Source organism: Neobacillus bataviensis LMG 21833, assembly GCF_000307875.1.
Classification (GTDB): Bacteria; Bacillota; Bacilli; order Bacillales; family Cytobacillaceae; genus Neobacillus; species Neobacillus bataviensis.
On sequence record NZ_AJLS01000151.1, the window covers coordinates 23098 to 35933 of the forward strand.

Consider the following 12836-nt stretch of genomic DNA (forward strand, 5'->3'; position numbering starts at 1 on the left):
AAGTCTATCAATACCTTTCCCTCTTTTAAAGTCCATCTTGCATTGTACTATACGAATGAAAAAGAAAAAAGTTTTAAGTAACAAAAAAATAAAAAGAGCGGGATTGGACCCACTCTTAGCTTTGCGGTTCTTCCTTATAATCACATGTAACACATTGAACCTGAACACCCTTTTTTAATTTCTTTTCAACAAGCAAGCCTTCACATTTCGGACAGGCTCTTGGTAACGGCTTATCCCAAGAAATAAATTCACATTCAGGATAACGGGTGCATCCGTAAAATAATCTCTTTTTCTTGCTCTTGCGTTCAATAATTTGTCCTTCCTTACATGTAGGACAAGTAACCCCGATTTCTTTCACAATTGGCTTGGTATTCCGGCAATCAGGAAAATTACTGCATGCCATGAATTTTCCGTATCTACCCATTTTAAACACCATTGGGTTTCCACAGTTTTCACAATCCTCACCTGCTGGCTCATCCGCAATTTCTATTTTTTCCATTTCCTGTTCAGCTATTTTTAAATTTGTCTCGAACTCTTGGTAAAATGCATCAATGAGTTTAATCCATGTCATTTTACCATCCTCAATATAGTCTAATCCTTTTTCCATTCTAGCTGTAAATTCCACATTTATGATTTCTGGGAAAAATTCTACCATCACTTCATGAACAATTTCACCCAGTTCAGTGGGTATAAAGCGTTTATTATCCAGGGCAACATAGCCCCGCTTTTGAACCGTATCCAATGTTGGCGCATACGTAGACGGCCGTCCGATTCCGAGCTCTTCTAAAGTTTTGACAAGCCTTGCTTCTGTGTATCGGGGTGGAGGCTGAGTGAAGTGTTGTTTCGGTTCAATATCCTTTTTAAACACTTCATCTCCCTCTTTGAGATCCGGAAGCATTTTCTCAGGTCCATCTATTTGGTCATCTGAACCCTCCACATAAAGCTTCATGAACCCCGGAAACTTAATCTTTGACCCGGTAGCACGGAACAGGACATTTCCATTTTGCAAATCCACACTCATCGTATCCATGACTGCCTGCGCCATTTGACTTGCCAAAAAACGTTCCCAAATTAATTTATATAAACGAAGCTGATCACGAGAGAGAAATTCCTTTAAGCTGCCCGGTTCTCTTAATGTACTCGTTGGACGAATCGCTTCATGGGCATCCTGGGCATTCGTCTGTTTCTTTTCTTTCCTTTGGTCATCTTTTAAAAAGTTTTCACCATACTCCGCTTTTATATAACCTGCCGCCTCTGCTTGAGCCACTTCGGAAATTCGGGTTGAATCTGTTCTCATATAGGTTATGAGGCCAACCGTTCCTTCTTTCCCCAGTTCAATTCCTTCGTAAAGCTGCTGGGCCAGCATCATGGTTTTCCTGGCACGGAAGTTAAGCTTTCTAGCTGCTTCTTGCTGCAAGGAAGAGGTAATAAATGGTGGTGCCGGATTTCTTCTCCGCTCTTTTTTTGTCACAGAGATTACTTTGAACTTATTATCAGTCAATTGCTGTAAAATAGCTTGAACGTCCTGTTCAGATTTTAGCTCCGTTTTCTCGTGGCCTACTAACGAATGATAACTACCACTAAAATGATCATTCCCTTTTAAAAATTCGCCATCAATCGTCCAATATTCTTCAGGAGTAAACGCTTTAATCTCTTTTTCCCTATCAATAATCAAACGAACCGCAACGGATTGGACTCGTCCCGCGCTTAACCCCTTTTTAACCTTCTTCCAAAGTAGAGGACTGATATTATAACCTACAAGCCGGTCTAATATCCTTCGAGCCTGCTGGGCATCGACAAGATCCATATTAATTGGACGTGGATGCTTAAAGGACTCCTTAATAGCATCTTTCGTGATTTCATTAAAGACAACACGGCAATCGGATGTAATATCCACATCTAAACTATGTGCTAAATGCCAGGCAATTGCTTCCCCTTCACGATCCGGGTCAGCCGCGAGATAGATCTTTTTTACTTTTTTCGCCGCTGTCTTTAATTCTTTTAAAACAGGACCTTTTCCGCGGATGGTAATATATTTGGGCTCAAAGCTATTTTCTACATTTACACCCATCTGACTGCGTGGCAAATCACGAACATGCCCCATCGATGCTTTTACTTTATATTTATTTCCTAAATATCGTTCAATCGTTTTCGCTTTAGCTGGCGATTCAACGATTACGAGAAATTCTGCTGCCATTCAAATATCCTCCTTAAGAGGGAAATTGTATATTCATTTTTTCGAACATCTGTTGGAAAATGTATAACAAATTAGAAATTTTTGCAACCTTTTTAAGCTAATTTCTCCATATATTCGAAAAAACCTGCTAAAGGAACGATATTTTATTCATGGATTTTTATATTATCGAGAGTTTAATCTTAATTCTTCTAAAATATCTTCAGCCCTTGTCACAAGTTTTGCCCCCTGCTGAATTAAATCATTTGCCCCGATTGAGTATGGATTAAAAATACTTCCAGGCAGTGAAAACACATCCCGTCCTTCATTAACTGCGTAGTTTGCCGTGATGAGTGACCCGCTTTTTCGCTTTGCTTCAATAATAAAGGTTCCGGCAGCTAAACCGCTAATGATTCGATTCCTTGCGGGAAAATGCCATCTAAGCGGCTTGGTGTCAGGGGGATACTCCGAAACAACAAGCTGCGTATTCATCAATTGTAATGCAAGACCCAAATTTTCTTTTGGATAGATATGATATAAACCGCCCGCAATGACAGCAATTGTATTCCCGCCATTTTTTATAGCGTATTCATGTGCTAAAGCATCTATTCCCTTAGCTAAACCGCTGACAATGAGCACCCCATTATGAATTAACTCAGGGAAAATTAATCTCATCGCATTCCTGCCGTATGGTGAAGCTTGACGGGATCCAACGACTGCAAGCTTCGGTTCTTTTTCAAGAAGGGAAATATCCCCTTTTGTAAATAATGCCCATGGCGGCTGGTAGATTTCTTTTAAGTATCTTGGGTATTCTTTATCTAAAATAGTAATCACAGTAATATCATTAGTTTCGTATTGACGTATTTGTTCGTGAATTATGTCTGGATGAAGGGAAATGATAGAAGATTGGGTCAAGGAGCAATCGTGGTTTATTGGTGGAAATAAAGAAATCTGCTGTGGTGACGGTGTTTGAAGCCGGTACAAGGACTGGAGCGTCGGATCTTTTTTAAGCATTTGATAGACTGTATTCCATGAGATATTCGGGTAGTGAAGCAAATGTACTAGCCGTTCTTTAAAGTCATCCATGTTACATCATACCTCCATGTATTTTTTTATGTAGAAATAGCCCCTCAAATTATGAGGGACTGTCTGTTCTATCATGATGAATATTACTTAGTGAGTTTTACACTTTTCATACAGACCTTGCTCTTTTAATACCCCAATTAATGTTTCACCCATAACAGATGGAGTATCCGCTACTTTAATGCCGCACTCATTCATAATGCGAATCTTTTCATCTGCAGTGCCTTTTCCACCAGAAATAATCGCACCAGCGTGACCCATCCGTTTTCCTGGAGGTGCTGTACGTCCGCCGATGAAACCAACTACAGGTTTGGTCATATTTGCTTTAACCCATTCAGCTGCTTCTTCTTCGGCAGTACCGCCAATTTCACCAATCATGATAACTGCGTATGTTTCTGGATCTTCATTAAATGCCTTTAAGACATCGATAAAGTTTGTTCCATTAACTGGGTCGCCGCCGATACCTACTGCAGTTGTTTGTCCGAGTCCTGCTTGTGTCAACTGGTGTACTGCTTCGTATGTTAATGTTCCTGAGCGAGAAACTACGCCGACATGTCCTTTTGTATGGATATAGCCAGGCATGATCCCAATTTTACATTCATCGGCAGTAATCACACCAGGGCAGTTGGGGCCAACTAGGCGTGTCTTTTTGCCTTCCATGTATCGTTTCACTTTCACCATATCCAATACTGGAATGTGCTCAGTAATACAGATGACAAGATCTAATTCCGCATCTACTGCTTCAATAATCGAATCTGCAGCAAATGGTGCTGGAACATAGATAACCGATGCATTTGCACCAGTAGTTTCAACAGCTTCTTTCACGGTATTAAAAACCGGTACACCTTCTACTTCTTGTCCTTTTTTTCCAGGAGAGGTCCCGCCAACAATTTGGGTACCATAATCAAGCATTTGTTTCGTATGGAAACGGGCAGTGCCGCCTGTAATCCCTTGAACAATAACCTTTGTATCTTTATTAATAAAAACGCTCACGATAATTCCCCTTTCTTGTCGATCCTATTTCACTAATGAAACGATTTTTTGTGCGCCGTCAGCCATGGATTCTGCAGCAACAATCTCAACGCTTGACTCAGCAAGGATTTTCTTACCTAAGTCAACATTCGTTCCTTCTAAACGAACTACAAGTGGAACACTTAGTCCAACCTGTTTAGCTGCCTCTACTACACCCTCAGCAATGACATCACACTTCATGATTCCACCGAAGATATTGACAAAAATACCTTTTACGTTTGGATCAGAAAGGATAATTTTAAATGCTTCTGTAACTTTTTCAGCTGTGGCACCGCCCCCAACATCAAGGAAGTTTGCGGGGTCACCGCCATAATGATTAATGATGTCCATTGTAGACATAGCAAGTCCAGCACCGTTAACCATACAGCCGATATTTCCATCTAATGCAACGTAGCTTAAATCATATTTAGATGCTTCGATTTCCTTTGGATCTTCTTCCTCTAAATCACGAAATGCCAATATATCTTTTTGGCGATATAATGCATTTGCGTCGAAGTTTAATTTGGCATCAAGTGCCATTACTTTTCCGTCTCCTGTAACAACAAGCGGATTTATTTCAGCAATGGAGCAATCGTTTTCGATATAAGCATTATATAAGCCCGTCATAAACTTAACTGCTTGATTAACAAGTTCAGTTGGAATGTTGATATTGAATGCAATCCGTCGCGCTTGGAATGGCTGTAAGCCGATTGCAGGATCAATTTCTTCTTTAAAAATTTTCTCAGGAGTCTTTTCCGCTACTTCTTCGATTTCCGTACCGCCTTCTTCGGAAGCCATAAGAACAACTCTTGAAGTAGCCCGGTCTAATACTAACCCAACATAGTATTCTTTTTTAATGTCACAGCCTTCTTCTATTAACAAACGTTTTACTTCTTTACCTTCTGGACCTGTTTGGTGTGTTACTAATGTTTTTCCAAGGATTTCATTTGCATATGTACGAACCTCTTCAAGGTTTTTAGCCACTTTCACACCACCGGCTTTTCCCCGTCCGCCAGCATGGATTTGTGCTTTTACTACACACACTTTAGTGCCTAGTTGTTTCGCCGCTTCAACTGCCTCTTCAACAGTGAACGCAACTTTTCCGTTCGGAACCATTACCCCGTAATTTCTGAGGATCTCTTTCCCTTGATACTCATGGATATTCATTTCCCATCCTCCTATTAAACTCTTCAAAAAATTGACTCCGTTTTCATTTTATATAATGACTTAAACCTTGTCCACCAAAAAGCAAAAAAATTATAGTCATCTTGGAAAAATTCAGAATAATATATGAGGAAAACACCTATCCCAAAGGGTTTGCTACAAGAAAATTTATTATTACAATAAATAAAAACAGGCCAAAAACCTGTTCTTATTTATTGTTCTAGAAAATCTTTGACTGGAGCGAAGCTTTTACGATGAAAGGGCGTAATCCCGAATTGTTTGATTGCTTGTATATGTTCCCTCGTCCCATAGCCCATGTTTTGCTGAAAACCATATACGGGATAGCTTGCAGCAAGATCCTTCATCCACTCATCCCGCGCTACCTTAGCTACGACCGAAGCCGCTGCAATCGAAATGCTTTTGGCATCTCCTTTAATTATAGATTCAGTTGGATAGGGAGTTTCGAGATCCATTGCATCTATCAGCAGTGAATCCGGTGTTGGATTTAATGTGGCAATCGCCGCTTTCATTGCCTTTTTTGTCGCTTGATAAATATTCATCTCATCGATTTCATTGGCATGTATCATCGCCACGCCAAAAGCCAGCGCTTCCCTTTTAATAATACTAGCAAATTCCTGACGTTTTTTCTCTGAAAGCTTTTTCGAATCATCGAGACCGGCTAAGAAAAAATCCTCTGGTAAAATGACAGCCGCAGCCACTACAGGGCCTGCAAGCGGGCCTCTGCCGACTTCGTCGATGCCTGCAATCAGTTCAAATCCTTGAGACCGCCATTTCTTTTCATAGCTATTCATTTCATCGAACTTTTCTTTCAATCTTCTATCTTCTGCCATTTTCTTACGCCATTTATGTAACAACTGTTGAACACCCTTACGTTTATCTTGAAGGATTTGTAACACAAATGGATCATTTTCTGTGATAATATTTTCTAATTGTCGTTCAATTTCATAAATTGTTTCTACCTTCATTTTTTTCACCCGTAGTAATGATACATGGTCATAACCCATTTTACAATACACAAAAAAGCACACGAAAATCATGCGCTTTTTTACGTTAGGATATTAGTAAGTCTTTGAGTTTAACTGTATTGCCGCTGCCAAAAATTTCTTGTTCCAGTCTTCTTCCTGTTGGCGTTGCTGCAAGACCGCCCTCTGCAGTTTCCCTTAAAGATGACGGCATGGATTGACCTATTAAAAACATGGCATGAATAACCTCATCACAAGGGATTCTACTCGTTATGCCAGCTAGTGCCATATCCGCTGCCGTAATGGCATTGGATGCACCCATCGCATTCCGTTTTACACATGGCACCTCAACTAATCCTGCAACAGGATCGCATACTAATCCGAGCATATTCTTTAAGGTAATGGCCATTGCTTCCGCAGACTGCTGTGGTGAACCGCCAGCAAGTTCAACTATCGCTGCAGCAGCCATACCACTGGCCGAGCCTACCTCTGCCTGACAGCCTCCGGCAGCACCGGAAATGGAGGCATTATTGGCGACCACAAAACCAAAAGCGGCCGCTGTAAACAAAAACTCAATCATTTCGGCACGCGTTGGGTTTAATTTTTCCTTTACCGCGAATAAGGTTCCCGGAACAACTCCTGCTGAACCCGCAGTTGGTGTTGCACAAATGACTCCCATTGCAGCATTCACTTCATTGGTTGCCACTGCCTTACTGACAGCATCTAGTAAAATCGTACCTCCAAGGGCCTTCCCACTATTAATATATTTTTGAAGCAGTACGGCATCGCCACCGGTTAATCCTGTATGTGAATGAACCCCGTTTAGTCCTCTTTCAACTGCTTGTTCCATAACAGTTAAATTCGTATCCATTTTCGCAATAATTTCTTCTCTTGTTAATCCAGATACTTCTATTTCTTGACGGATCATAATTTCCGCAATTTTCACCTGATTGCTTTCTGCAAGTTGAACAAGCTCCGCAACATTTCGAAACATATTCACACCACCTGTTGTTTATTTATTTAGTTTATTCAGCCATCCTAATTATTTGTGACACGCTTGGAATATTTTGTAATTCCTCTATGATAGAGTCCTCAATTTTTTGGTCGACTTCAATAACCATTAAAGCCATTTCACCTTTGTCCAACCGTGAAACCTCCATATGACCTATGTTTATTTGATACTTCGATAAAATACCCGTAACTGAGGAAATAATGCCAAATCGATCTTGGTGAACCACCAATATCGCAGGGTGTTCTCCCGAAAGCTTGAGTGGGAAGGAATTTAATTCAGTGATCTCAATCGTTCCGCCGCCGATAGAAATCCCGACTATTTCTAGTTTAGTTTCCCCATCAACTAAATTAATTTTGACGGTGTTTGGATGATCCGTCACAGCCTCTTCTGTTCGAAATTCCACCTCTAAACCCATTTCCTTTGCTATTTCCAATGATTTTGGCATCCGCTCATCAAACGTATCAAAATCTAAGAGACCAGCGACGATAGCAAAATCTGTTCCATGACCTTTATATGTTTTGGCAAATGAACCGTACAAAGAGATAACAGCTTTCTTTGGCAGTTTCCCAAACAACGTTCGTGCTACTCTTCCAATCCTTGCTGCACCTGCTGTATGTGAGCTTGACGGGCCAATCATGACTGGGCCGATAATATCAAATGCTGAGCGATATTTCATAGATATACCCCTTTTATCTATTGAATTATTTTTTCTTTTAACGTGGATATCTGTTCATTTAATTTTACGAGAAAAGCTTCTAAGTAACCAGAAATAAATGCTGGTAAAATCCCCTGTCCTTCACCATCATATTCAATTAAGAATGAGAACGATTACAAAACACAACTATTAAAAATAATAACAAAGATTTACTAGATTTTAAATAACATTTTAATAGAACCCAGTAAATTTCTCATCAATTCATTCAGTTGACTGATAAAAGCTCCCCAATCGGAGAGCTTTTGTTCGTTATTATTCTGACCCTATAAGAAAATCAATAGGTCGTTCAAAGGTAATCCGGCCAAATTTCTCGGATCTTATTTCTCTAATGACTAATTCAGAAACCTTATCGTAGTTAACGATGCCGCCTGCCATAAGACACCCGCGAAGTTCGCCTATGTGGTCAAACATATCGACCACGTTCTCATCATCCGGGAGGGCCTCCAACTTATATCGTTCCTTTAACCGCTCTGGATAAGCCTGTTCCAAAAATCTTAACGAATACACGGTTAGATCCTGCAGATTTAATAATGTATCTTTAATCGCCCCTGTAATCGCCAGCTTCATGCCCACTTCTTGATCTTCGAATTTCGGCCATAAAATCCCCGGGGTATCCAGCAATTCCATTTCTTTGCCTACTTTTATCCATTGTTGTGCTTTTGTTACCCCTGGAGTATTACCTGTTTTGGCAATATTCTTTTTAGCAAGACGGTTAATGAGCGTTGATTTCCCAGCGTTAGGGATTCCCACAATCATGGCACGAATGGCCCTTGGGTTTACCCCTTTTGCTTTTAACCGATCAAATTTCTCTTTAAGAATCTCATGTGAGGCTTGGACAATATTTTTCATTCCTTCTCCAGCCTGAGAATTGATTGCGAGTGCTTTAATTCCTTTATCTGCAAAATAGGAAATCCATTCTTTTGTTGCGGACGGGTCAGCCATATCCGCTTTGTTTAATAGGACTAGTCTTGGTTTATGCTGGATGATTTCGTCAATCATCGGATTCCTTGATGAATACGGAATTCTCGCATCAACTAATTCAAAAATAATATCAACTAGTTTTAACTTTTCCGTGACCTCTCTGCGCGCCTTGGCCATATGGCCAGGAAACCATTGGATCGTCAAAGGTGACACCCCCAAACTATTTCACTTTTACAATATGTGCGTCTTTTATCGGCCAGTAGACCACGCTCGTTTTACCGATTACTTTACTCATCGGAACGGTTCCAATATGCCTTGAGTCTTTGCTGAATCGGCGATTATCGCCCATGACAAACAATTCACCTTTTGGCACTGTTTTTCGGCCGATTTTTTCTTCCAAGGTAAACGAACCCGTTAGAGGGCCGTCCTCAACTTGATTCTTATATTCATTCAAATAAGGCTCTTTATATGCCTTACCATTCACATATAACGTATCATCCTTATATTCAATCGTATCCCCTGGAAGCCCAATCACACGCTTTATGTAATCCTTTTTCTCCGGAGCATGAAAGACGATGATATCAAATCGTTTCGGCTGGCCAATTTCATAACTAAATTTATTAACAATCATGCGATCCTGGTCTTTCAATGTTGGCATCATCGATAAGCCATCCACAACTATTGGCGCAAACAGAAAATAGCGAATGACTGCTGCCAGCGCTACTGCAATCAATAGGGCTTTCGTCCATTCCCATAGTTCATTCTTCTTTTTTGTCATACTATCCCCACCAATCACTAATAAAAAGTGTTTTATATAGCCTATTTTACATAACTTAAACATATTTAACACGATGGGATCAAATTTTTATTACAAACTTTAATGGATATGTATAAAAAAAGAGCTTGCCGGGCAAGCTCTTTTTTTTTCATATTAGCGGATCTCTTTAATTCTTGCCTTTTTACCGCGAAGGTTACGCAAGTAGTAAAGCTTAGCACGACGGACTTTACCGCGGCGAAGTACTTCAAGCTTCGCAATTTTTGGTGTGTGTACAGGGAAAGTACGCTCAACGCCTACTCCGTAAGAAATTTTACGAACTGTGAAAGTTTCGCTAATTCCACCACCACGACGCTTAATCACAACACCTTCAAATAACTGAATACGCTCACGAGTACCCTCGACAACCTTAACGTGTACACGTACAGTGTCACCAGGACGGAAGCTAGGAAGATCAGTACGAAGTTGTTCTTGTGTGATTTCTTTAATTAATTGTTGCATCGTTTTCAACTCCTTCCAACAGATGCTCATGCACATATTTTCTTTTCCATTGCAGCGGAACATCGTTATAAGACCACAACTGAAACCTATCAGCTCAAGTCACAAGTAGTATCATACCATAATTATTGCGGGCTCGCAATATTACTCGACATCTTTTTTTACTTCTTTTAGCCATTTTTCTTGTTCAGCTGTGAGTTTGATTTTATCAAATAAGTCCGGTCTTCTTTGGAGTGTACGTCTTAATGCTTCCTTGTTACGCCATTCCTCAATAAACTTATGGTTTCCCGATAGAAGTACCTCTGGCACCTTCATCCCGCGAAAATCCGCTGGCCTTGTGTAATGGGGGTGTTCAAGGAGCCCCGTACTGAAAGAGTCCTTCATATGGGATTCTTGATTGCCAAGCACCTCTGGCAGGAGGCGGACAACACTGTCGACCACGACCATAGCACCAAGCTCGCCGCCTGTTAGGACATAATCACCTATTGAGATTTCGTCCGTTACGACATATTCCCTGATTCGTTCGTCATACCCCTCATAATGACCACAAATAAAGATCAAATGTTCTTCTTTCGCCAACTCTTCAGCCTTTTTTTGTTCATATCGTTCTCCCTGCGGGCAAAGCAGAATGACACGCGGCTGTTTACTTTCGGCCTTTTCCTTAAGCGCAGCAACAGCATCAAAGATTGGCTGTGGCTTTAAAACCATCCCGGCTCCGCCGCCATAAGGGTAATCATCCACAGTGGAATGTTTGTTATCAGCAAAGTCACGGAAGTTAACGACGTTATAGTTGACGGCTGATTTTTCCGTCGCTTTTTGCAGCATGGATTGTCCCAGTACCCCAGAAAACATTTCCGGGAATAAGGTAAGAATATCAATTTGCATCATGAAAGTAACCCTTCCATCGGTTCAATTAAGATAACCTTCTCTTTTACATCTACTTTTTTGACGACATCATGAATATAAGGGATTAACTGTTCTTTGCCTCCCTTTCCTTTAACAACCCAAACATCATTGGCGCCTGGTGAAAGAATTTCAGTCACCTTTCCGATCTCCTCACCCTGGACAGTAGCAACAAGGCAGCCAATAATTTCATGGTAATAAAATTCATCTTCTTCTAATGTGTCTAGTTGTGTTTCAGGGACCTTTAGAATGCCGTCGCGAAACTTCTCAACTTCATTAATATTAGTGAATCCTTCAAAGGTAAGTAAGTTAAAATTTTTATGTGTTCGATGACTTTTTACTGTTAGTTCAATTGGCTTGCTTGCATTTGGCATAAATAAATAGAGGACATTTCCTGCCTTATAGCGTTTCTCAGGGAAATCCGTTTTTGAAATAACTCTTACTTCACCTTTTATTCCTTGGGTATTCACAATCTTCCCAACATTAAACCATTTTTCCATCTTATTTCCACCTACTATCTAATTTCCTCAATAATCCCATCTTTAATGATAATGGCTGGCTGCCCAATCCTTTCATCCCAAATATCGCCTACCTTTATCTCAACCAGGACTTGAACTTCTTTTTCGGTTAATTCGCTTCCTAAAGGTAGGATATGTAATTGTTCGATTTGAAACTCAACAAGCTTAATTTTTTCTTTGCGCATTTGAATTTCTTTTTCAAACTGTCTTTTTAATGTCCCTGGAGAAAAGTTTTTTGTTGTTTCCAAGCGTTTCTGCTCAAATTGCAGCTGATCACATTCTTTTTGAAGCTGCAGCTTTTTGGCTTGATACGTATTCAATAATGATTGTTTACTCTTTTCTGTTAGTATTTGCTTTACCACAACCGTTTGGATCATTTGCATACGAGGCCCCTCCTTTTGCATTTTGTATAGCAAAAAAGAGAGGAAATAATCCCTCCCTTTTATCTAGATGCAAAAAGCTACTCACCAATTTCCAAAAATATTTTCTTTTGTTGTGATGATCCTGCTGCATATACAACAGTTCTAATGGCCTTTGCAACTCGCCCCTGTTTGCCAATTACTTTTCCCATATCTGTCTTATTCACTGAAAGCTGATAAGTAATGCGGTTATCATCTTCAATGGAATCGACACGAACATCTTCCGGAAAATCAACAAGGGGCTTTACAATCGTTTCGATTAGTTCTTTCATCGTTACTACGATTACTTGCCTAATTTTGCATTATGGAATTTTTCCATGATGCCTTGGTTTGAGAACAGGTTACGAACTGTATCAGATGGTTTCGCACCGTCTTTTAACCATTTAAGTACTAATTCTTCGTTGATTTCCACTTTAGCTGGTTGTGTAACAGGATTGTATGTTCCAACGATCTCAATGTAACGTCCGTCACGAGGAGAACGAGAATCTGCTACTACAATACGATAGAAAGGAGTTTTTTTAGCTCCCATACGTTTTAAACGAATTTTAACTGCCATTTTAAATAAGCACCTCCGAATAGTTTCACACAAGATAGTATAATATCAATTCTTTTATAGTTTGTAAAGTGTTTTTTCTTTACATGTATTATTACCAATATTAGG

15 protein-coding genes are annotated in these 12836 nt (G+C 40.1%); all 15 read right to left on the minus strand.

Annotation, left to right across the window (positions count from 1 at the left end; translation table 11 throughout):
• Window positions 1-115: 115 nt before the first annotated feature.
• The 15 genes from topA to rpsP all read right to left on the minus strand — a co-directional run bounded on the left by topA (window position 116) and on the right by rpsP (window position 12731).
• On the minus strand, window positions 116-2197 hold the full coding sequence (gene topA, locus BABA_RS23465) for a type I DNA topoisomerase (protein ID WP_007087757.1): 2082 nt from the start codon (window positions 2195-2197) through the stop codon (window positions 116-118).
• Between the two features lie 162 nt (window positions 2198-2359).
• On the minus strand, window positions 2360-3259 hold the full coding sequence (dprA, locus tag BABA_RS23470) for a DNA-processing protein DprA (RefSeq protein ID WP_007087758.1): 900 nt from the start codon (window positions 3257-3259) through the stop codon (window positions 2360-2362).
• A gap of 87 nt (window positions 3260-3346) precedes the next feature.
• Window positions 3347-4249 (minus strand): succinate--CoA ligase subunit alpha, encoded by a 903-nt coding sequence (gene sucD / locus BABA_RS23475; RefSeq protein ID WP_007087759.1) that lies wholly within the window; start codon window positions 4247-4249, stop codon window positions 3347-3349.
• Between the two features lie 24 nt (window positions 4250-4273).
• Window positions 4274-5434: an ADP-forming succinate--CoA ligase subunit beta gene (gene sucC / locus BABA_RS23480; protein ID WP_007087760.1), complete on the minus strand. Its 1161-nt coding sequence runs from the start codon at window positions 5432-5434 to the stop codon at window positions 4274-4276.
• Window positions 5435-5643: 209 nt separating this feature from the next.
• Window positions 5644-6417 carry a ribonuclease HII gene (locus tag BABA_RS23485; protein ID WP_007087761.1) on the minus strand — a complete coding sequence of 258 codons (774 nt, stop codon included), beginning with the start codon at window positions 6415-6417 and terminating at the stop codon, window positions 5644-5646.
• Between the two features lie 85 nt (window positions 6418-6502).
• Window positions 6503-7408, minus strand: a complete 906-nt coding sequence (gene sdaAA / locus BABA_RS23490; RefSeq protein WP_007087762.1) for an L-serine ammonia-lyase, iron-sulfur-dependent, subunit alpha — start codon at window positions 7406-7408, stop codon at window positions 6503-6505.
• A gap of 31 nt (window positions 7409-7439) precedes the next feature.
• Window positions 7440-8102 (minus strand): L-serine ammonia-lyase, iron-sulfur-dependent subunit beta, encoded by a 663-nt coding sequence (gene sdaAB / locus BABA_RS23495; RefSeq protein WP_007087763.1) that lies wholly within the window; start codon window positions 8100-8102, stop codon window positions 7440-7442.
• Window positions 8103-8393: 291 nt separating this feature from the next.
• Window positions 8394-9266, minus strand: a complete 873-nt coding sequence (gene ylqF / locus BABA_RS23500; protein WP_007087764.1) for a ribosome biogenesis GTPase YlqF — start codon at window positions 9264-9266, stop codon at window positions 8394-8396.
• A gap of 16 nt (window positions 9267-9282) precedes the next feature.
• Window positions 9283-9840: a signal peptidase I gene (lepB, locus tag BABA_RS23505; RefSeq protein ID WP_007087765.1), complete on the minus strand. Its 558-nt coding sequence runs from the start codon at window positions 9838-9840 to the stop codon at window positions 9283-9285.
• 153 nt (window positions 9841-9993) lie between these two features.
• A complete protein-coding gene (gene rplS / locus BABA_RS23510; RefSeq protein WP_007087766.1) occupies window positions 9994-10338 on the minus strand; it encodes a 50S ribosomal protein L19 in 345 nt (114 codons plus the stop codon).
• A 141-nt stretch (window positions 10339-10479) separates the two neighbouring features.
• Window positions 10480-11223, minus strand: a complete 744-nt coding sequence (gene trmD, locus BABA_RS23515) for a tRNA (guanosine(37)-N1)-methyltransferase TrmD (protein WP_040347381.1) — start codon at window positions 11221-11223, stop codon at window positions 10480-10482.
• Window positions 11220-11738: a ribosome maturation factor RimM gene (gene rimM / locus BABA_RS23520; RefSeq protein WP_007087768.1), complete on the minus strand. Its 519-nt coding sequence runs from the start codon at window positions 11736-11738 to the stop codon at window positions 11220-11222. The genes trmD and rimM overlap by 4 nt, the downstream gene beginning before the upstream one ends.
• A gap of 14 nt (window positions 11739-11752) precedes the next feature.
• Complete coding sequence (locus BABA_RS23525; RefSeq protein ID WP_007087769.1) at window positions 11753-12139, minus strand: YlqD family protein; 387 nt, start codon at window positions 12137-12139, stop codon at window positions 11753-11755.
• 77 nt (window positions 12140-12216) lie between these two features.
• A complete protein-coding gene (locus tag BABA_RS23530; protein ID WP_007087770.1) occupies window positions 12217-12447 on the minus strand; it encodes a KH domain-containing protein in 231 nt (76 codons plus the stop codon).
• 11 nt (window positions 12448-12458) lie between these two features.
• Window positions 12459-12731: a 30S ribosomal protein S16 gene (rpsP, locus tag BABA_RS23535; RefSeq protein WP_007087771.1), complete on the minus strand. Its 273-nt coding sequence runs from the start codon at window positions 12729-12731 to the stop codon at window positions 12459-12461.
• Window positions 12732-12836: the final 105 nt, after the last annotated feature.